Consider the following 21,824-nt stretch of genomic DNA (forward strand, 5'->3'; position numbering starts at 1 on the left):
ATTCATTGATATGGAAAAGGACTTCTGCGAGATGCAGAAGTCCTTTTCCGATTATTAGGCATACGTTAATAACGAAATGACATTTGTACTAAAACGATCTAATCGGCCGCTAGCCTGCAAAAACTCCAGGTTGATCAAGAAACAAAATCCAGCTACCTCTCCCCCAACCTTTTCGATGAGTTTTGAAGCTGCCACGACGGTACCCCCAGTTGCTAAAAGGTCATCGTGAATAAGCACGCGCGCGCCACTTGGAATGGCATCTTCGTGTATTTCTATGGTTGCTTGTCCGTATTCCAACTTGTAAGATTCGGAAACCGTTTTATGGGGCAATTTACCTTGTTTACGGATCGGAATAAACGGCTTATTCATATAATTGGCCAACATTAAGCCAAATAAAAAGCCTCGGCTTTCTATTCCGGCAATTACATCAAATTCTACATTTGCTAATCGCTTCGCAAACTCTTCGACCACTTGCTGGCAAATCTCTGGATGTTGCAAAATCGGTGTGATATCTTTAAATACGATTCCGGGCTGCGGAAAATCGGGCACGTCGCGCACTAGCGTTTTTAATTCTTGTTCGAGCATGTATTATTGAAAATCTAAATAGGGTTCAATTTTACTAAAAAAATCGCTATTCAACGTAACAATCTTCCGCATATCGTTGATAGTTCGGAAATCACCATGCTGATTTCGGTAATTGACAATATGTTGTGCTTGCTTTTTACCAATGTACGGATGTTTTTGTAGCTCCTTCGTGTACAACTTGTTTACACTTAACTTCTTTATTCTCGTAATATCCCAGTTAAGCTGATTCTCCCAGGAATTGACTAACATAGGATCTAAACCATAAACTTCCTGAAGTTGTTGAACGTCGTGAAACCCACCCAACGCGTCGCGAAAGCGAACAATCCGTGTAGCCAATACAGAACCTATTCCTTTCAACCTTTTCCATTCGGTGGTATCGGCACTGTTGACATCAATTCGAATGGATTGGCTTTTCCCGGTAATCAAAGATTTTGATTGGCGATCTCTCCTGTCGTAATTGTAATTATTCGATTGGTATTCAGGTTGCGATTTGATTGAGAAACTACGATCCGATGATCCAGTATTTGAGATTTCAATAAATGGTTCCATCCGTGCATAAAGCGCATCATCAATAACATACATTTTCCGAACATCATCTTTTCTTTTGAACGTTCCGCCGTTCTTCTGATATCGCCGTAGCACCGCAATCTGCTTCTCCGAAAGTCCCCAAGCTGCCCATCCATCATCCGATAAAGTATTTGGATCAAAATTAGACGCTGGATCGGCTTTTACTTTTCGAACAGACCTTTCGGAATTTCCCTGTACGGTTTTCTCCGCCGTTGGAAAAGTGACTAATTCATACGATTCAGGTTCGGTCCTTCGCAAAGAAAAATATAACGCAGGCGCAATAGCGAACAAAAACAAGATAATTGTTAACGTCAGGAAACCGTCACGTTCTCTTCGGCTCATTTTGAAAAATTGCTGGAATTGATCCATATACGTAAGTTTGGTTTACGCCTGACGATGTAGGACGAATAATTAGTTCCCTAAATTTGCGATAATTTTTTAAATTAGACAACACATGCATATAGTAAAAGCTCCACTTCTACTTCGAACATTTTACCCGGAAGCAACTTGGCACCGATCCAGAAAAGAAAAGAACATTTACCTTACTTTTGACGACGGACCAATTCCGGAGGTAACTCCATGGATATTGGATGTTTTGAAAGAACTTGATGTGAAAGCTACATTTTTTTGCGTTGGTGAAAACGTAGTGAGAAATCCGGAAATCTATGCGCGAATAATTACCGATGGGCATGCTGTTGGCAATCATACCATGCAACATCTGAAGGGTTGGGATACTCCCCAAGACCATTACCTTAAAAATGTCGCGCAATGCCAAGAGTTGGTACAAGCTAAGTTATTCCGCCCACCCTATGGGCGAGCAACCAAGGCGCAGTTGAAAGCTTTGAAGTCAGATTATGAGATCGTGATGTGGGATGTGCTTACTGGAGACTATGATCCAAAGATCAGTGAGCAGCAATGTTTGAAGAATGCTATCAAGTACACGAAAAATGGGAGCATCATCGTTTTCCACGATAACATCAAATCTTTCAAGAATGTGCAGTATGCATTGCCAAAAATGATTGAGCAACTTACTAAAAAAGGTTACGAATTTGCTCTGCTGTAAAAATGGTTTGATAGCGATTACAGGCTAATCATAATCAGAAAAGTCGAATCTAAACTCATCCACAGTACTTAAACTAAAATATCCCAATGCGTTATTAGATATATTGGAAGTTGGATTCGCAGGAGCTGCCGAACCAGGATTCGTTGTTTGAATATCATTCCAATACTTGAACACCGAAGCGGTAATCGAATGCCTTCTAACAACCATGGTTGATGTATTTGTTACGTCATCATCAGCACTTCCAATCTGATGAACCACGTTTAATCCGTCGTTGAATTTATCACTATAAGCTTGCGAAAACTTCATGGGTTTTCCATCAATAGCGATGTTGTATTTGTAATAGTTGGCTACATTGGCCGGATCCTTAAAACGTAGCGTAGCGAAGTAGAACGTTTCATTAAAGATATTTTCGCGCAAGACTCCAACAGAATCTACGGGCACGCGACGGGGCATTGTTTCTGTAGACTCATAAATCTGATCGCCAACCGCGACGCGTAAGCTGTATCTGGAGCCCTCGCGCAATCGCAAAGTACGATTCACGTAAGCATTCGCCGATGCGCTGTATTCGAAGCTATGTATCGCCCCATTAGCAGCGACTAAACGCACTTCAGCATCGTCAACAGGGTCATTGGGGCGGCTATCATTAAATGGAATGGTTCGCGTTACCATAATTCGATGTTCGGTGGATCGATCTTGCAAATCCGCTTCTATCACGATCCGGGGATCGGAATCATTTAGGTTAATATCAATAAGATCTTCGCACGAACTCAGCAAAGCTGCAAAAATGATAAACAGATTGATAATATAAAATCGCTTCATGACATTAAAACTTAAAATTCCATGTTACGGATGGGATAGCGCCGAATAAGGCAATTCTGTAAGCTTCTGTAACGTTTGGATTTACTTCGCTTTCGCGAAAATCAATGATGTAGGCGTTTTTTCGGTTGTACGCATTATACACTCCAAATGCCCAACTTGAACTAAAACGTCTTTTCTCTGGAGTAGGTTCGTACACCAACGATAAATCCAAACGGTGATAATCTGGCATTCGGTAACCATTTCTTTCGGTATAATAGAACATCGTTGACCCGTCGAGCTGGTACTTTCCGGAGGGAAAGGTAATGGCATTTCCAGTGTTGTAAACGAAAGTAGCTCCAGCTGTCCAACGTTTTGAAAGTTCATACATCGCAACAACCGAAACATCGTGTGTACGATCTTGCCGTGCATTAAACCAGTCGCCATCGTTTATCTGATCAAATCGGCGCTCACTTTTCGCCAGCGTATAACTGATCCAGCCATTCAAACGCCCTCTCGTTTTTCGCAAAAGCCATTCAACACCGTAAGATCGGCCAACCCCAAACAATAACTCACCCTCTAATTGATTATTCGCTTGCAAATCCGCTCCATTTCGAAAATCAATTTGGTTTTGCATGTCCTTATAATAGATTTCCGTGGAGAATTCGTACGCGCTATTTGCAAAGTTTCGAAAATACCCAAGCGAAACTTGATCGGCTATTTGTGGTTTGATGTTCGCACTACTTACTACGAATTGATCTGTTGGCAAACTCGATGTCGTATTCGTCAATTGATGAAGATGCTGCACGATGCGATTATAGCTAGCTTTAACACTACTGTTATTGTTCAGCAAATAATTCATGGACAATCTTGGCTCCAAATTCAAATAATTTTTCACCAATTCATTGCCATATTGTGTTTCATTAGTCACTTCGCCGTCGCGATCAAAATCATAGAATGTTCCTGGACCAAGCACTGCGAAATTGGTTAGACGAAGTCCGTAAATCATTGAAAAGCGATCGGAAACTTTCCATTCATCCGATGCGTAAACAGCAGCCTCCAACCCTTGGCGCGTATCGACAGCAATAGAATTTATGGATGTGCCTGGTGCCGCATCCAACGACGCTGGACTGATTCTTTGATTCAATACATTCAAGCCGAAACGAATAGAATGGTTATTTAACCCATAATAGGTAAAATCTTGTTTTAGATTCCAGTTTTTAATTTGGGAAGCAATGCCAAAATCATTTTCGTTGGAATTTACCCTCACGTTATACGTAAAGTCACTATAAATCAGGGAAGTGTTACTAAACAACTTTTCGTTGAGAATGCTATTCCAACGTAAGGTCGCTGTAGCATTTCCCCAATCAAAACTAAACAAATCCGAATAGCCGAGATTATCTTTCCCGAAATAACCCGAAAGATAAATCGTATTTTTATCGTTGATCTTGTAGTTCATTTTCGCGTTTAGGTCGTAGAAATACAGCTTACTTTTACGTGCATTTTCATCGTTTGAAAGCTTTAGGAACATATCTGCGTACGTTCTTCTGCCACTGATCATAAACGAGCTTTTATCCTTCACAATCGGACCATCTATTTTAATGCGCGAAGCGATCAATCCCAATCCACCTTCAACACCAAATTCCTTTTGGTTCCCATCCAACATATTGATGTCCAAAACAGATGATATTCTTCCTCCGTATTGCGCTGGAATTCCGCCCTTAAATAAGTTTACATCTTTTATAGCGTCGGAATTGAACGTGGAGAAAAACCCCAATAAATGAGAAGCGTTGTAAACCGTCGCTTCGTCCAACAAAATGAGGTTTTGATCGCCACCTCCTCCGCGCACATAGAAGTTGGATGACCCTTCATTTCCAGTGGATACGCCAGGCAGTAATTGCAATGTTTTTAACACATCGGGCTCTCCAAAAATCACAGGTACTTTCTTAATTTCTTCTGGAGTGAATTTCACTGCGCCCATTTGTGGGCTCCGTACTTGATTCGGACGAGAAGAGGCGGAGACGACGATTTCTTCGATCTCTTTGTCATTTCGCGACAATTCAAATGTACGCTGTACGCTAGCAGATAATTCTACGGTAGTGGATGTCTTCTCGTAGCCAACGAAAGAAACTTCAACCTGATGCGTTCCGGCAGGAAGTTGTACCGAGAAAAATCCGTAGCTGTTCGTACTAGCGGAAACGCGCGCTTCCGGCACATTTACCAAGGCGCCGATCATGGTTTCGCCTGAGCGAGCATCTTTGACAAACCCGCTTAATGTGACGCGATTTTGTGCAACCGCTATATTCCAGTAGCATGAGGACATGCACAAGAAAATAAATATCCGAAATATCATTTAAAAAAAATTATTCGTGGTTTTCTACCCCACGAAACGCCTCTTCGAAGAAAGCGAATTGATAGTTTAGTGATTTGCTTGCGTATTCCCAGTTGTGTTGTCCTGGCATCAAATGATAATGGTGTGCAATGTTCAGATAAGTCAACTTTTCATGCAACTTATTATTCACATCGTAGAAAAAGTCATTACGGCCGCAATCGATGAATATCTTCAATGATTTTGAATCGATTAAATGCAAAAGATTTATCACCGTGTGCTTTTCCCATTTATCGTGGTTCTCAGCAATTTTACCTAACCTCTTCGCCATCCCCCAGTTGTCGGGAAAAGGACGAATATCTACTCCACCAGCCGTGCTTCCTACCACGCCAAAAATATCCTGATGACGAATTGCTAAGTAAAGCGCGCCGTGCCCTCCCATACTAAATCCAGAAATTGCGCGATAATGTGGAGCATCATAAACAGGGTAATTTGCGTTAATATGATCTACCAATTCTTTTGAAACAAATGTTTCGTACTGAAATTTCGAATCACTTTCCGTATCCCAATACCAAGAATCAAATCCACCGTCAGGGCAAACTACTAAAAATTGATATCGATCTACTAATCGTTCAAGATCATTTACTTGTTTCAAATAGCTGGCATGATTTCCTCCATGTCCATGCAGCAGGTAAAGTGTTGGAAATTTAGCTTTCGAAGCGTTTGATGGACTTACAATAACTGTTTTAATGTCTTTTTGCATCTTTTCACTAAACACGGTGATGGTGTCGACTTGCGCAGCGAAAAGATTACCGTAGCCTAAGAGGATTACAAAAAGGAAGTATCGCAGTTTCATTTATTAAGAAATTGATAGCGATAAAGATACGACTCCAAACCCAATGGACGCTCACTAATTGTATAAAAAGTTTCGCCATCTACGGAAAAGGTTATTGCTTCCCCTTGTGGTTCGGGTTTGTACGGAATCTCTTCATACGCTTTCTTTAGCGATGCGACAAGAGAGTTGGTTGCGCGCTTCCAATAATAGATATTCGTTAAGTTCTTTACCAAAATATGATGACCATCGGCCGAAATATCCGCTGCCGTAATGAATGTTAACGGCAGTTTCGTTTCAAACTTCAACATCAAGGGTTTATCTGTATTATTCGATGCAAAATTTGCGTTTGCCAAAATATTCGTGGTGTAAACCTGCGCTTGGAAATCTCTTTTTGAAACCAAGATCAATTGCTTGGTCAACGGATCAACAAAAAATGCTTCCGCGTCACGCGCGCCATCTGGGTAAATAGCAGAAATGGAAACTATATCAACGATATCGCGTTCGGATTTTCCAGCTTTCCATGTTGGTTCCGGAAAAATGTGAAATTTGATGTGCTTTCGCTTCGCGCGATTATCGCCGATATCGCCAACGATGAGATAATGTTTGCCATCTTTTTCGAACCACGCAATTTCTTCAAAATCCACCGCTGAAACACCTTGAAGATTGTAGGTACAAAGTAATTTAGCTGTAGAATCTATCAAGTAAATTTTTGCGTCATCGCCGCTATCGTTGTGTACCCAAAAGCAGTTCTTATTTACTCTCGAAGCGACCATTCCGGACAATTCCTGCAAGGCAGGACTTTTGATTTTTCCAGTCGCCACTCGCTCGAACTGCTCCAATGAACCTTGAGCGAATGCCGATTGTGGGCAAATAGCAAAAACAAAGTAAACGCAATGAAGCGCTATCCAAAATAATCTCATGCGATAGATAAGCAATATTATAAAAACAGAAAAAAATGACTAGTTGGCGGCGAAAGCTGCAATCAGTTGTGCGCGAAAGGAACTATCCTTTTCTGTAATTTCGAATGATTTACGATACGTATCCAACACCGCAAAAACTTCCGCTTCAGCTCCAGTTTCGTTTTCTAAAAACAATTTAAAGCTAAAGGTGGATTGCTTTTTCGTCGATAGATCGATTGCCTCGTTGTTGGATGAGAATACCAAAGGCGCGACTACCTCATTCGTCATTTTCCCGGTATCTTTCAAATCAAATAATGTTTGCAACGCTTGTACAAAATTATCGGAAGCAGGACCGATTGAGGAGAAACGTATAGCGCCCGGAACAAAACCATTTTCTTGGTCAGGCTCTCCAGTGGAAGTTACCCCAGCCGGAATTTTTTTAAGCACTTCAATTTTCAATCCAACTGTATCATTATCAAACAAGGATTTTGCGATGTAGACCACGGTTGAATCGGTATTTTCTTCACTCAAAATATTCAAGAAAAATTTGAATTTTGTCGCTTTTGGATCATTGACGAATGGCCGACTGTCTAATACTTCCAAATTTGGAGAATCAGCGGTAGAGGCATCTTTTTGTTGCGGAGATTGGCAACTCGTCCAAAGTCCCAGCATAGCAAGCATTCCTAAAAGAGCATATTTATTTTTCATGGTCTGTAGTTTTTATAATAGTACAACAAATCTGCAAAAATTTAGTTTTTAACGGAACATTCGAGCATTACTTGTTTTTAAATTAACAATAGAAAATTTTGCTTACAGCAACGCTTCGTATAAAACTTCTACTGGATGATAAGCTCTCCTTGCTGCACCATCCTTGATCTGATGACGGCAAGAAGTTCCGGCAGCAACAATGCAGGTTTCGCTATCTGATTGCCGCACCGCAGGTAACAACACCAATTCGGCGATCCGCATAGAAACATCGAAATGCTCCTTTTCGTACCCAAAGGATCCGGCCATTCCACAGCATCCCGAAGGAATGAGTTCGGTTTTATAATTTTGCGGAAGCGAGAGTACATTGATAGTATGTTGCATCAGCTGAAAAGCTTTTTGATAACAATGGCCATGTATTTTTAAATGCTTCGCTTCTGATGTGAATGCCGTTTTGCTGACCCGACCCGCTCGCACTTCCCGATCTAAAAACTCTTCGAAAGTGAGCGATGCACTCGCCAAATGTTCGGCAGCGGATTTCCAATCCTCATCCGTCAAATCCAAATATTCATCGCGCAACGTTAATATAGCAGAAGGTTCGATGCCTACAATTGGCACTTCTGAGCTAACCAAAGCCGACAATTTTTCTACGTTATATTTTGCCAAAGCTTTTGCTTTTTTTACAAATCCTTTCGACAAATAGGTTCTTCCGCTTTCCGCGTGATCAGGAATAATGACCTCATATCCCAATCTTTCTAATAGCAAAACCGCTTTGATACCGATTTCGGCATCATTATAATTGGTAAATTCATCGCAAAAAAGATAAACGCGGCGCGCGGTGCTTGGTTTTGCATTTCTTTTTTCAGTACGCGATTTATACCAACTTCGCCACGTTTTATTCGCAACCGTTGGCAAAGATCGATCCGCAGCAAAACCTAACAATTGCTTGATGGGTTTTGCGGTCCATTCGGTTTGTACAACGAAATTGTAAATGGACGAAGCTAGTGAAGCAAGTTGTTGCGATTTGGTGAAATTTGCTATGATTTTAGATCGATTAGGCGCGCCAAATTGATCGTAGTATTGTTGCGTGAATTCGGCCTTCATCTTCGCCATATCCACTTGCGACGGACATTCTGACTTACAGGCTTTGCAGCTCAAACATAAATCCATCACCTCCTTAATCTCTTGGTGCGCAAATCGATTCTTTTGTGTAGATGATGTTAAGAATTGGCGCAAAATATTCGCGCGAGCGCGCGTTGTATCCTTTTCGTCGCGCGTAGCCATAAACGACGGGCACATCGTTCCGCCGGTTAATTCTGTTTTTCTACAATCCCCCGATCCCGAACATTTTTCGGTCAGCCGAAGAATACTTTCTTGCTTAGTGAAATCGAAGTACGTTTGCACCGGATTATTCGCTTCGCTTATTTCGTACCGCAGCGAACTGTCCATTGGCGGTGTATCTACTATTTTTCCGCGATTGAAGATGCTGGAAGGATCAAAAATCTGCTTCACTTGTACCAACAGATTGTACACGTCCTGCCCCAAAACTTTTCCAATAAATTCTCCCCGGAGACGGCCATCGCCGTGTTCTCCACTCAACGAACCATTGTATTTCAACAACAAATCGCTGGTTTTCTCTAATATGCGACGAAATTGCTTTCTACCGTTATCGGACTTTAGATTAATGAACGGTTCGATATGCAATTCACCAGCGCCAGCATGCGCATAATAGGACGCGCGAACGTCTTCTTCGGCCAGCAACTGTTGAATATCGCTTACGTACGCTGGCAAATCTTCTGGCGCTACGGCGCAATCTTCGATTAAGTTCACCGGCTGCGCATCCCCCGGCAAATTTCGTATCAAACCCAGACCAGCTTTGCGTACATCCCATACCAAATTACTTTCCGCTCCCATCACCAAAGGAAAAGCATAACCCAAACCGCGCGCTTGCAAATCCAATTTTAGTGCATCCGCCTTCGCGATAACCGCATCGACATGATCAGCACGAAATTCTACTATTAGCAATGCTTCCGGATCGCCGGAAATAAAAAATCGATTACGCTGATAGGTTGGATGGCCAACCGTAAAATCCAAAATATATTTATCAATCAGTTCCGACGCGTCAGGCTGATGCTGCAAAGCAATAACGTTACCGTGCATGCAAGAAATCATGTCTGAAAAGTGAACGCATAGCACGCCAACTTCTTTAGCCGGCAGTGGCATTAGTTTCAGCTTCGCTTCTAACATAATTCCCAGCGTACCCTCCGATCCCGCAAGCAGTTCGCATAGATTGAATGGCTTATTGTTGTCCGCCAAAATATCTAATGCATAGCCCGTATTCCTTCTCGTGATAGAACGCTTCGGATATCCGACTTCAATGGCGGTGCGGTTTTCCTTATTGGTTAGCAGATCGTTCAATTGTCTGTAAATGGCTCCTTCTCTTCCCGTATCTCGAAACTTTCGTAGAAGACCCTCATTAGATAATGCTTTAAAGTTCGCCGTTTTTCCGTCGTCCAAAATCACCGAAGCCTCCAATAAATTCTGCCGTGTATCGCCCCAAACAATGGAATGCAATCCAGAAGAATTATTCCCAATCATGCCGCCGATCATCGCACGACTGGCCGTTGAGGTTTCAGGACCAAACATCCAACCAAACGATTTCAAATAAGCATTTAAGTCATCACGAATAACACCCGGCTCAACGCGTACCCAACCTTCTTCGGCGTTTAGTTCTAAAATTCGATTAAATGATAGCGACATATCCAACACGATGCCCGCTCCTACCACCTGTCCTGCCAAAGATGTTCCAGCGGTTCGTGGAATCAACGTTGTGTTATGCTGTTTCGCGAAAGCAATTAGATTTTGAATATCTTCTAAACAATTGGGCATCGCAACCGCCAAAGGCAATTCTTGATAAACGGACGCATCGGTTGCATACGCCATGCGCATCGTTTGATGCGATACGCTGCTATCATCGTAATAGAATTCGCCGTTCAAACGACTTGCTAGCTGGGTTAAATATTGCTTCAAAATGTAATTATAACGCTTATTTGATACATAATCTCCATCACAAATGTACCAAAATCAGCAACATATACTCGATCTGTATATTATTCGGTAATTACACTTAATTCTAATCTAAAATTCATACCGAAGTAATTATTATGAATTTAATTCATTTTTAATAACAAAACTTAGAATATAATTCTTTTAAATACTACCTTTGCCGCACCATGGATAAAGTAGAGTACAATTTGGATCAGGTGGATTTGCAAATTTTGCGGATAATGCAACAAAATGCGCGAACCAACAACGCTGATGTAGCACGCGAATTGGGCATGGCACCCTCTGCAATTTTGGAGCGTGTAAAGAAATTGGAACAGAAAAATGTTTTGCTGGAATACAACGCACGCGTTAATCCAGAAGCATTGGACCAGAAGATGTTATCGTTCATTTTCATCAAATCGCATGATAACATTGGCGACCAGCGCATCGGACTTTTGCTTGCCGAAATTCCTGAAGTACTTGAAGTGCACGACATTGCTGGCGACGATGGTTATCTGATCAAAGTAAGAACCAGCGATTCTGGCGGGTTAGTTGATCTGATGCGAAATACTTTGAGTCAGATCGATGGCATCGTTTCCACGCGCACCACCATTGTTTTAGAAACCGTAAAGGAAGATCATAAGTTGGTCATCCCATAATTCATTTTTTAGTCGTATTTATTATGGTTAAACAAGTTAAATCACCGGTAGCATTTATTGTATTTGCATACCTCGTTGTATATATCGTTTGGGGATCTACGTTCTTTTTTATTGAAAAAGCGCTCCATGCCTTCCCGCCGTTCGTTATCGGATCCATTCGCTTTCTTGTTGCGGGTTCGCTGCTCATGGGATATTGCTGGTTAAAAGGTTATCGTTTATTCGAAAAAAATGCTGTCAAGCAAGCAGCATTTGTTGGATTTCTACTGCTATTTCTCGATATGGCAGCCATTATATGGTCCGAGCAATTTGTCTCCAGCGGAATTGTATCGATCATCGCGGCGGCAACAGTAATTTGGTTTATTGTCCTAGATAAACCTCGATGGAAAGAGAATTTTTCCAGACCAACCACCGTTATCGGTTTAATAATGGGCTTCTGTGGTGTGTTTATGCTATTTGCCGAACAAATTTTTGCTGATAACGGTGATGAGCACGACCAATCTATGATCTTAATTGCAATGATCGTAATGACGTTAGGAACAATCGCATGGACAATAGGTTCGTTGTACACGAAATACGGACGGAAGTCGGTTGCAGAAAATGCGGAAGCAGAAGAAACACCAAAAGATCTAAATGTAATGGTGAAAACAGCATGGCAGATGTTGACTGCTGGCGTCGCCTTTACTATAGTTGGTGCCACGAATGGTGATTATGCCGGATTCGATTTCACATCGGTATCATTAGAGTATTGGGGAGCTATTTTGTATTTGATCACGATGGGATCAATCTTAGCGTTCAGCTGCTATATTTGGCTGTTGCAAGTTCGCCCGGCCACCGAAGTAAGTACGCACGCGTATGTCAATCCAATTGTTGCGTTATTGCTCGCTCATTTTTTTACGGATCACGTGGTTACGAGTTTACAAATCTTCGGTTTGGTCGTGGTATTGAGCAGCGTGTTGTTAATGAACTGGACCATGTATTCAGAAAGTAAGTTGGTTCATAATTTCAAACGCAAACGCCGCATCAAAAAACTCCGTGATATGGCTCCCAAAGCCAGTATTCCGAGAATTGTGGAGATTGCGGAATTCGCAGAAGACAATAAAAAGCAAAAAGCAGAAAAAATTTAATTTTTCGCTGCAACATTCATAGAACACTTGGCGTCTTGTTGTTAGAAAGTCAGGAATAGATCGCTTAACGAGAACACTCACCGATCGCGCAAATTTTTACCGGTAAATCTGTCGCGCTAACCGAGTTTAGTTCAGTACTGATCGAAAGAGCATTCGGCCAGAAGCATCTTCCTCCTACTTTTGGATAAACAATAAAACATATAAAGCCAAGATAATATGAAAAAGATATTCGTTACCCTGACCGCAGCATTCCTTATTTGTATGACAATGAGTTCCTTTGCTGCCACTGCATCCAATCCTTTAAAGAGCTACAATTCTTCGAAAATCGTTGCTACTTATGTAGAAATGATTACCGTTGGAAGTTCCGAATGGAGTCAGCATTTATTAGCAAAAGATTTTGAATACGTAAACGATGTAAATCGTACAAAAAGTAACCGCACGGAATACTTAAAGTTCTTAAAATCGAACAAAGGTGTCAAGTTCGACTGCGTAACCAAGCATGAAATTTTAGACGAAACAGGTAATTCCTGTATCGCAAAAGCAACGATGAATTTTGGGCATTTCACCCGAGTTGATTACATCACCTTATGTAAAATGGATGAAGGATGGCAAGTGAGCAAGGTGGTTACCACATACCCGTAGAAACTGGGTATTTTGTTTCAGTGTGTTTAAGCCTACATCCCGATGTAGGCTTTTTTGTTACATCAAATCTTTAAACGAATGAGCCATATCTTGGTCTATTATTTGATTAAAAATTAATTATGAAAAAATTTCTATTCACTGTAATACTAATCGCCATTGCTGGAATAGCTGCTTGGGTGATTTGGAAAAGATTCTCAAACGAAAACACGGTTGATTCTCGACATCAAATTCTTGTTGAACGCATTGAAGCCATGGGTAAACTGGAATTGGTGAAGTATAGATTAAGCGACGTTGTTGAACATAAAAACATAAGCATGTATTTGCCGGATGCGTCGGTTTTACTTATTGTAAAAGCGGATGCCGTCGGTTGCGTCGATTTGAGCAGACTGACATCGGATGATGTGGAAGTTTTGGAGGATTCTGTCACGATCCGATTACCGCAACCGGAAATTTGTTATGTACGGATTGACCACGATAATTCTCGCGTTTACGATACGAAAATGGCTTTCTTCCGCGAAGCACAATTGGTTGATGCAGCATATAAAGCAGCTGAGGTACAAATCAGGAAAGAGGTGAAGCAATCCGACATCTTGGAGCAAACGAAAGCAAATGCGACCAACGTATTTCGTCCGCTATTGGAAGGACTGGGTTATAAAAAGATCAATCTGAGCTTTGAATAGGGTTGAAATGTTAACAAAGTGTTAATCACTCCGATGTGCACAACAAATGGAAAATGCCAGCGTTATAAGGGTATAATTTCATAATTTAGGTTAATAATTGGTTTGGTAAACTCCTGAAACTCCCCGTTTCAGGAGTTTTTTTATTAAATCATTTTAACTTCTTTTAAGGAACTATGTTTTTAAAATTCTAAACCTTGAAATTTTTCAGGAAATCTGTTATTCAGATCAAACTTCAAGTTGGAAATCAAAAAATTATCATCGCGAATTCTTCCATCTATATCAACTAATATATAACGAGGTATACCGTTGAATCGAAAAAGCTCTCTCAATGCTAGATATTCATCCGCAGTGATTCGTAGTGAGTTTCTCATAAAGTTTCGCTTGCTATAACTTTCGAAGAAAGCTACATCTGGCGTACCGCTTTCATCTGTTATAAAAACAAAATCGATATTCGGATTATCTTTTAAACTTTGTCGTACAGCCAGCGAACTTTCAATTCCTGTCCGACAAGGCCCGCACCATTGTGCCCAAAAATCAACAATCAAAATTTTACCCGTATAAGGTTTTATTAGCTTTCTGAATAGTTCTGCGGCGGGAGTATTCGGCAGATCATAACCGTTCCTTTTTAATTGGCGAGTGGCACTTATACGCTCAACCTCCTGAGCAATGATAGGCAAATCTGTCGAACGCAACGCAATATCGGTAAACTTGTTAAAAATGCTATCATTAACCGCATAATGTTTTGCAACATTACTGACCTCACGAAGTAACATCAAATGGTAACTAAGCGGCAACTTTTTGCTTGGATATGTCCTCCTGAAGCGATCAGCAGATTGTTGGTCGTCGAGAATTATTTTACCATAAAACGTACGAAGATAAATCGGAGAAAACTCCATGCGATTTAGTAAAAGGTCGAATCCGCTGCCTACTAATAAGGTATGATCATTTAAGTTTATTCGATTAACAAAATTATAGTAGGTCGTGTCAATAGGCATTTTCAAAATAGCATTTGTGGTATCTTGCTGACTATAGTAATCTCTACCCTTCACGTAATTGAATACATATTCCGCAAATTCGACGTCAATTGCATTTCTAAGCAACGTCTTAACATCAAGAGACAATTTCCTATCAGCAAGGTATACTTCGAGATTTCTTAAAGACCTATCCCATTCATTTAGCGCACGTTCTTTGAAAACTTCTGGAGTTAACGTTTTTCTAAACTCTTTAAGAGAATGCGATTCCGGAGCAATCATTTTGTAACCCCAAAGTTCTTCGTTAATTGACTGAAGCGAGCCAGTATATTTTGTGTGTTGAGCCTTGAAGTCCTGATCATATCTGCGACTATTCTCCAGAAAGTCATCCCAGTCCAAAGCAATTCCAAGCGTATTGCCAGGTTCCAAATAGAAAGGAATCCGCAGATTATTAATCTCCATATAATTCGTGGTGGGATGGAATATTTCCATCTTGGCCTTAAAACTTCCATCAGGAAAAATTTGTATGGTACTTGGAACACTTTCACTGGTCATACTATTCCAATTATAGATCATGCCGCTGCTGAATCCCGCCCTTGTATCATAACCTTTTATATATCCCACTATAAAGGCGCTATCCCGCTCAAAAAAAGTTTTGCGATCTATTCCTTTAGCTTTATTTGATTTTGACAAAGCCATTTCTTTCTCCATCCATCTCCCTACCTCCGCTGAGACTTTATTTGACTTTTGATTTGATGATGAATTTAACAAAGAGATACCATACAAAATAGTACCATTCGAATCTGCATAATTCAATGCTTTCGCTTGCTTGGGTAGCGCTGAAAAATACAAACGAAAAGTAGTATCTCCCGACGAAGGAATAATGAATCGTTCACCCAAATCGCCTTTTTGCAAAGAATCTAATTTACACTTCTCCATCGTTTCGGCATCTTCCAAAAATACATCCTTGCCAAATGCAAACCATTCTCCGGGTGTGTGGGATATTCTTATCTCAGCTATCGTATGGATGGGGGATCTTTCTATCTTCTCGATATGCAATATTTTTGTCCTTCTAAATTCGACAGTAGGATTTTTGACTATTTGCGCATGAACATGCAACGAGCAGATGGAAGCGAAAATAATGGAAGCTATAAATTTCATAATAACTGGTAAATATTCTGCAATATACAAGCTTTTACGAATGAGCTTTGTTAAAAAACTTTAAATAGAAATTGAATATTTAATTTGGTTTAGTGGACATCGATATTCTTAGTTTGTTTTGAATAAGGTTACGGCAGTAGATATTTCAATCTAATCAGAAAGAAGAACATTATTCCCGTAAAAAGGATTAAGATGATATCAGGTAGAATAAACGGCTAAATCAACAGTTTCTTTTTAGCCTTAATTAAGCAACATAATAAAAGAATTTACACCGACGCCGATTTCGCTTGCTCATACAAATCCAACACAAAAGCAAGCTGCTCTTCCTGTGATAACTGGGAGTTATCCAACACGATTGCATCTTCGGCTTGGCGCAATGGGCTTTCTTCACGTGTGCTATCGATATGATCTCGGTGCGCCAAGTTTTCGACAACTTCTTCCATCGTCAGCTGTTCGCCTTTTGCAGCCAACTCGGCAAATCGACGTTCCGCACGGATATATGGATCTGCCGTCATGAAGATTTTAAGATTTGCTTTCGGAAAAACGGTTGTACCAATATCTCTGCCGTCCATCACGATATTCCGCTTAGCACCCAACTTTTGCTGTTGCGCAACCATCGCTTCGCGAACCTGCTTTATGGCACTTACTTCGCTTACTTGCGACGATATCTCCATCGTACGAATGGCGTCGGACACATCTTGGCCGTTTAGCAGAATTTCTGTTTTATTGGGATTAGGCACAAAGTCGATATGGATATTCTCCATCGCTTCGTTAATAGCTGGCAAATCATCCAATGCAATATCATGCTGCATGAAATATAATGTCACCGCACGATACATCGCACCGCTATCCACAAATACAAAATGCAACTTTTTAGCTAATGCTTTGGCAACCGTGCTTTTGCCACAAGACGAAAAACCGTCAATAGCGATCACAAAATTTTGCTTCGCCATTAACTTAATCCTCCTATCATAACGCCCGGCTTGCCAATTAATGGTGCCTTAATAAGATTTTCATCAACAATACTTTCCGGGAGGAAAATGTATTTCTTATCGAACATCACGCCGTTTTCGTAATAGCTTACCCAATATTCATTGGTTAAGCCGAAAACTGCGGTGTCAATCGCTTCAATTTTTACAGCAGATTGTGCTGATATATCTCCTAAAGAATGACGTAAAGTCGTTGTTTTCACTTCCCGTCCATCCTTCAAACCATAACCTTTCGAAGAAACCAAAACGTTTTGCAAATCAACGTTCTTCTCATTGATCAAGTATACGTTCCAAACCTTCGCTTCAGGCGATTCGCTCTCTAAAACCACAGCTACATCAACGCCCTCAACTATGTTATCAGGAAGATCTTTTTTCATCGTTACGATTATTTCTTTTTCGTGGTCTTTGCTTTCGTTGTTTTCGCCTTGGTAGCTTTTGTTGCTGTCGTTTTGGCTCCAGCAGCTTTCTTCGGTTTTGGAGCTGTTTCTGCCCATTTTAGCACATCTGCGTAGGTTATCTTCTCCACCTCTGTACCTTTCGGTATTTTGATATTTTGTTTACCTAAGCGAATAAAAGGTCCCCAACGGCCATTTTCGATTTGTGCTTCCTCATTTTCTTCAAAAACACGAATTACTTTATCACGATCTTTCTGACGTTTCTCTTCAATAATCGTGATCGCTTGTTCTTCGCTTACATCCAACGGATCCAATCCTTTTGGCAAAGAATAGAATGCGCTGTTGTGGCGAATATATGGTCCGAATCGACCAATCGCTACCGACATTTCCTTATCCTCAAACAAACCAACTTTCTTAGGCAGTTTGAATAACTCCAATGCATCTTCCAACGTGATTGTTTCGATCATCTGCCCTTTGCGTAAAGAAGCAAAACGTGGCTTCTCTTCATCATCCTGTGCACCGATTTGCACTAAAGGACCGAATTTACCTACGCGAACGCTGATTGGTTTTCCGGAAACTGGATCAACACCCAACTCACGTTCACTGTTTGCGCGATCGGCGTTTTCTAAGGTATCCTGAACTTCTTCGTGGAATGGTCCGTAGAAATCCTGTAACATATCCGTCCACTCCTTCGCACCATGTGCGATTTCATCGAATTCCTTTTCGACTTTAGCCGTAAAATGATAATCGACAATACCTTTAAAGTGTTGAAGAAGAAAATCGTTTACCAACATACCTATATCGGTCGGAAACATCTTATTGCGTTCCGCTCCAGTCATTTCCGTTTTCTTTTCTTCAATGACAGCACCGTTTTGCACCTTCAGCACATCATAATGGCGTTCGCGACCTTCGCGTTCTTCCTTCACGACATAACCACGATTTTGAATCGTAGAAATTGTCGGTGCGTATGTGGAAGGACGGCCTATACCAAGCTCTTCCAGTTTCTTAACTAAAGAAGCTTCCGTGAATCGAGCAGGCGGACGCGAAAATCGCTCTGTTGCAGTAAGATCATTCAGCTGCAACACTTGTCCTTTCGCCAAAGGCGGAAGCAACGCATTATCGCCTTCGTTATCTAAAATACCTTCATGCTCATCATCCGTAGATTCCATGTATACCTTTAGGAAACCATCAAACTGCATGATTTCACCGTTAGCTACAAATTCTTCAGCACGCGTGGAAATATGAATTTTAGCAGTCGTTTTCTCAAACTCGGCCTCACTCATTTGCGAAGCGATAGCACGCTTCCAAATCAATTCATATAAACGCTTTTCGGAGGAATCTACATCCACTGAATGATGCGAAAAGTAGGTCGGACGAATCGCCTCGTGTGCTTCTTGAGCACCGGCAGATTTCGTTCTATATTGTCTTTGTTTGTGGTATTTATCGCCATAAGCATTAACGATTTCTGCACGAGCTGCTTCAATCGCCGTATCCGATAAATTTACGGAATCAGTACGCATATAGGTAATATGTCCGGCTTCATACAATCGCTGCGCCACTTGCATCGTTCGTGCCACGGAAAATCCTAATTTCCTACTTGCTTCCTGCTGTAAGGTTGAAGTAGTAAAAGGTGCAGCCGGATTTCTTTTCGAAGGTTTCTTTTCTAAGGAACTGATTTCGAAGGATGCGCCTAAACAAGCTTCTAGAAAATCGTGCGCTTCTTGCTTTTTGTCGAAACGTTGCGGAAGTTCTGCTTTGAAAAGCTCCTTACCTTTTCCCGTAGCGAAAATGGCTGTTATTTTGAATGAAGCCGTTGCCTCAAATTTATTGATCTCGCGCTCGCGCTCTACAATCAAACGAACTGCGACCGATTGCACGCGGCCAGCTGATAATGATGGCTTCACTTTTCGCCAAAGTACGGGCGATAATTCGAAACCTACCAAACGATCTAAAACACGACGTGCTTGTTGTGCATTCACTAAGTTGTAGTCAATTTGACGTGGCGCTTCGATGGCTCTTAAAATAGCAGGCTTCGTAATTTCGTGGAAAACGATACGTTTTGTTTTATCTTCTTTCAGACCTAAAGTTTCGAAAAGATGCCACGAAATAGCTTCTCCCTCACGGTCCTCATCGGACGCTAACCAAACCGTTTCTGCCTGCTTCGCTAGTTTCTTTAACTCGCTGACTACTGCTTTTTTATCCGAAGGAACTTCATAGCGTTGTTGAAATTTATTGGCGGTATCGATAGCATCGTCGGTCTTCACCAAGTCGCGAATGTGTCCGTAACTCGATTTAACCAAAAAATCCTTTCCTAAATAACCCTCAATCGTCTTGGCCTTCGCAGGGGACTCTACTATCAATAAATTTTTCGCCATCAATGCTGCTTTAGATTCTTGCAAAGAAAGCGATTTCAGAACGTATTGCCAATATATTAAGGCGATTTTCTTGTAAAACTTACCTTTTAGGCGCCTATTTTGTTAATAATATAATGGCTTTAAGGCCATTTATGCAAGAAACGAAACTTGCTACGATGACACGTACATTCTTAACCAAATTAAAATCAAAAAATGTTAAGTCGTTTAATTTAAAGTCGCTGAAATCGAGCAAGATGTCTACTATGAGAGAAAATTTTGAGGTATTAATAAATATTTAACATGAGGATTTCCAAACTTTTTCTAGATTTGCTCCGTATGGAAATGCGATTGGTTCGACTAATGATATGGATAAGCTTTTGGCTATTCTCCGCATCAGCGGCATTGGCCAATGCGCCTATCGAAAAAACCGATATTCATTCCGGAACGTACCTACGTACTTTCGAGCGTAGAATTGACGAATCCAGCATAAATCCGCCGAACCATAATGCCTTCGCCAATCCATTTCTTCGCGCGAGCGTTGATACACATCATGCCTTCCAAGAAGCGATCGAAAGCATCAATGAAATTTCTGTTAGCAAATCAGGAAAAAAGCTTTTTGCCTCCAGCAGGCAAGTTGTCGAACATCACAGCTATCTGCCACGTGCATGTACTTTAGTACTGGATAAAAAATCCGATCCAGACTCCTACCAATATATTCCGCAAAATCAGCGGCATATCCTTTATCTAAATTTCCGAATTTAGTATTTCCTTTTCTCTTTATTGTTCTCGAAAGCTTAGATCATACTTTTTGATCTTCTACGGTTCACGTTTGTAACATGATGTCACGCGCTTAACTATTATATAAAGCGTGCATCTCCACGAACCCTCCTTTCGAGCTATTTTCAAAATGCTTATTTCACATTATTAACGATTCATATTTATATGAAATTGAACTTCCTATTAGTGGGCGTCTTAACATTGGTGGCGACTACTTCCTGTCATTCCGACAAACATCACGCTGAAGAAAAAGGTCATTTTCTAGCTACCTCTCCATTGGTGCAAGACACCACGATTACCAAACAGTATGTCAGTCAAATTCGATCGATTCGGCATATTGAAATTCGTTCGCAAGAACGCGGATATTTAGAAAAAATATTTGTTGACGAAGGACAGTTTGTCCACAAAGGGCAGCTGCTTTTCCAAATCATGCCGAATGTTTACAATGCAGAATTCCACAAAACGGAAGCTGAATTGGAAGCATCTCGTATTGAAGTGCTAAACGCTCAAACCCTATTTGATAAAAACGTCGTTTCACCAAACGAATTGGCATTAGCCAAAGCCAAATACAAACGTGCCGAAGCCGATATGGAATTAGCGAAAGCGCATCTGCAGTTTACACGAATAACAGCTCCTTACGATGGATATGTCGATCATTTAAATCTTCGATTGGGAAGTTTAGTGGACGAAGGCGATTTGTTAACCAGCTTGTCCGACAATAGCCAAATGTGGGTGTATTTCAATGTGCCGGAAGCAGAATATTTGAATTACATGAATAATGCCGATGAACACAATTTGAACGAAGTCAAGTTGTTTCTAGCTAACCAGCAAGTCTTCGATCAATCCGGAAAAGTCGAAACCATCGAAGCTGATTTCAACAATGAAACCGGAAATATTGCTTTCCGTGCTACGTTCCCAAACAAGAAAAACGTATTGAGAAACGGCCAAACGGGAACCATTTTAATGGCTGTACCAATGGAGCATGCCGTCATCATCCCACAGAAAGCAAGTTTCGAGATTATGGATAAAAAATACGTGTACGTCATCGATGCGCATAATCACGTCAAGCTAACGCCTATCACCGTAAAAGCAGAAATGCCCGATCTATTCATTATTAATTCCGGCTTAAAAGGACAAGAGAAAATTTTATTAGAAGGTATTCGTAAGGTGCAAGACGGCGATGAAGTGGAAGTGAAATACGAATCTCCTCGCATGGCGTTTAGCAAACTAAGCTTAGCCAGCGAATAAT

19 protein-coding genes are annotated in these 21,824 nt (G+C 41.0%); 7 read left to right on the forward strand and 12 right to left on the reverse strand.

Translation table 11 applies throughout. The features are described 5' to 3' along the window. Positions 1 to 54: 54 nt before the first annotated feature. Entirely contained in the window at positions 55 to 585 is a 531-nt protein-coding gene (locus tag ACFSQ3_RS12260; RefSeq protein WP_380869841.1) for an adenine phosphoribosyltransferase, read from the reverse strand. A 3-nt stretch (positions 586 to 588) separates the two neighbouring features. Further along, entirely contained in the window at positions 589 to 1,521 is a 933-nt protein-coding gene (locus tag ACFSQ3_RS12265) for a ComEA family DNA-binding protein (RefSeq protein ID WP_380869842.1), read from the reverse strand. An 85-nt stretch (positions 1,522 to 1,606) separates the two neighbouring features. On the opposite strand from ACFSQ3_RS12265, the gene ACFSQ3_RS12270 reads away from it, so the two are divergent. After that, on the forward strand, positions 1,607 to 2,215 hold the full coding sequence (locus tag ACFSQ3_RS12270; protein ID WP_380869843.1) for a polysaccharide deacetylase family protein: 609 nt from the start codon (positions 1,607 to 1,609) through the stop codon (positions 2,213 to 2,215). 24 nt (positions 2,216 to 2,239) lie between these two features. On the opposite strand, the gene ACFSQ3_RS12275 is transcribed toward ACFSQ3_RS12270, so the two are convergent. The 6 genes from ACFSQ3_RS12275 to ACFSQ3_RS12300 all read right to left on the reverse strand — a co-directional run bounded on the left by ACFSQ3_RS12275 (position 2,240) and on the right by ACFSQ3_RS12300 (position 10,808). Further along, a complete protein-coding gene (locus ACFSQ3_RS12275) occupies positions 2,240 to 3,034 on the reverse strand; it encodes a DUF4249 domain-containing protein (RefSeq protein ID WP_380869844.1) in 795 nt (264 codons plus the stop codon). A gap of 4 nt (positions 3,035 to 3,038) precedes the next feature. Beyond that, positions 3,039 to 5,333, reverse strand: coding sequence for a TonB-dependent receptor (locus ACFSQ3_RS12280; RefSeq protein ID WP_380869845.1), 2,295 nt, complete (start codon positions 5,331 to 5,333; stop codon positions 3,039 to 3,041). A gap of 40 nt (positions 5,334 to 5,373) precedes the next feature. Further along, positions 5,374 to 6,195 carry an alpha/beta hydrolase gene (locus tag ACFSQ3_RS12285; protein WP_380869846.1) on the reverse strand — a complete coding sequence of 274 codons (822 nt, stop codon included), beginning with the start codon at positions 6,193 to 6,195 and terminating at the stop codon, positions 5,374 to 5,376. After that, positions 6,192 to 7,094, reverse strand: coding sequence for a hypothetical protein (locus ACFSQ3_RS12290; RefSeq protein ID WP_380869847.1), 903 nt, complete (start codon positions 7,092 to 7,094; stop codon positions 6,192 to 6,194). Before ACFSQ3_RS12290 ends, ACFSQ3_RS12285 begins: the two co-directional genes overlap by 4 nt. 39 nt (positions 7,095 to 7,133) lie before the next feature. Beyond that, a complete protein-coding gene (locus ACFSQ3_RS12295; protein ID WP_380869848.1) occupies positions 7,134 to 7,781 on the reverse strand; it encodes a hypothetical protein in 648 nt (215 codons plus the stop codon). A gap of 102 nt (positions 7,782 to 7,883) precedes the next feature. After that, a complete protein-coding gene (locus ACFSQ3_RS12300) occupies positions 7,884 to 10,808 on the reverse strand; it encodes an FAD-binding and (Fe-S)-binding domain-containing protein (protein WP_380869849.1) in 2,925 nt (974 codons plus the stop codon). Between the two features lie 203 nt (positions 10,809 to 11,011). Here ACFSQ3_RS12300 and ACFSQ3_RS12305 point away from each other — a divergent pair, with 203 nt between their 5' ends. The 4 genes from ACFSQ3_RS12305 to ACFSQ3_RS12320 all read left to right on the forward strand — a co-directional run bounded on the left by ACFSQ3_RS12305 (position 11,012) and on the right by ACFSQ3_RS12320 (position 13,928). Continuing rightward, positions 11,012 to 11,482: an Lrp/AsnC family transcriptional regulator gene (locus ACFSQ3_RS12305; RefSeq protein WP_380869850.1), complete on the forward strand. Its 471-nt coding sequence runs from the start codon at positions 11,012 to 11,014 to the stop codon at positions 11,480 to 11,482. A 23-nt stretch (positions 11,483 to 11,505) separates the two neighbouring features. Continuing rightward, positions 11,506 to 12,606 (forward strand): EamA family transporter, encoded by a 1,101-nt coding sequence (locus tag ACFSQ3_RS12310; RefSeq protein WP_380869851.1) that lies wholly within the window; start codon positions 11,506 to 11,508, stop codon positions 12,604 to 12,606. A 216-nt stretch (positions 12,607 to 12,822) separates the two neighbouring features. Further along, positions 12,823 to 13,248: a nuclear transport factor 2 family protein gene (locus ACFSQ3_RS12315; protein WP_380869852.1), complete on the forward strand. Its 426-nt coding sequence runs from the start codon at positions 12,823 to 12,825 to the stop codon at positions 13,246 to 13,248. A gap of 119 nt (positions 13,249 to 13,367) precedes the next feature. After that, the gene (locus tag ACFSQ3_RS12320; RefSeq protein WP_380869853.1) at positions 13,368 to 13,928 is read left to right on the forward strand and encodes a DUF4230 domain-containing protein; all 561 of its coding nucleotides are present in this window, start codon (positions 13,368 to 13,370) and stop codon (positions 13,926 to 13,928) included. A gap of 179 nt (positions 13,929 to 14,107) precedes the next feature. Here ACFSQ3_RS12320 and ACFSQ3_RS12325 read toward each other — a convergent pair whose 3' ends face one another. From ACFSQ3_RS12325 to topA, 4 genes are all read right to left on the reverse strand, one after another. After that, a complete protein-coding gene (locus ACFSQ3_RS12325; protein WP_380869854.1) occupies positions 14,108 to 16,090 on the reverse strand; it encodes a thioredoxin-like domain-containing protein in 1,983 nt (660 codons plus the stop codon). Between the two features lie 236 nt (positions 16,091 to 16,326). Next, complete coding sequence (gene cmk / locus ACFSQ3_RS12330; protein ID WP_380869855.1) at positions 16,327 to 17,013, reverse strand: (d)CMP kinase; 687 nt, start codon at positions 17,011 to 17,013, stop codon at positions 16,327 to 16,329. Further along, positions 17,013 to 17,426, reverse strand: coding sequence for a hypothetical protein (locus ACFSQ3_RS12335; RefSeq protein ID WP_380869856.1), 414 nt, complete (start codon positions 17,424 to 17,426; stop codon positions 17,013 to 17,015). Before ACFSQ3_RS12335 ends, cmk begins: the two co-directional genes overlap by 1 nt. An 8-nt stretch (positions 17,427 to 17,434) precedes the next feature. Beyond that, a complete protein-coding gene (gene topA / locus ACFSQ3_RS12340) occupies positions 17,435 to 19,819 on the reverse strand; it encodes a type I DNA topoisomerase (RefSeq protein WP_380869857.1) in 2,385 nt (794 codons plus the stop codon). 279 nt (positions 19,820 to 20,098) lie between these two features. On the opposite strand from topA, the gene ACFSQ3_RS12345 reads away from it, so the two are divergent. Beyond that, positions 20,099 to 20,560, forward strand: a complete 462-nt coding sequence (locus ACFSQ3_RS12345) for a hypothetical protein (protein ID WP_380869858.1) — start codon at positions 20,099 to 20,101, stop codon at positions 20,558 to 20,560. 180 nt (positions 20,561 to 20,740) lie between these two features. Then, positions 20,741 to 21,823, forward strand: coding sequence for an efflux RND transporter periplasmic adaptor subunit (locus ACFSQ3_RS12350; RefSeq protein WP_380869859.1), 1,083 nt, complete (start codon positions 20,741 to 20,743; stop codon positions 21,821 to 21,823). The last annotated feature ends 1 nt before the right edge of the window (position 21,824 follow it).

The sequence above is a fragment of the Sphingobacterium corticis genome, from assembly GCF_042684745.1.
GTDB lineage: Bacteria > Bacteroidota > Bacteroidia > Sphingobacteriales > Sphingobacteriaceae > Sphingobacterium > Sphingobacterium corticis.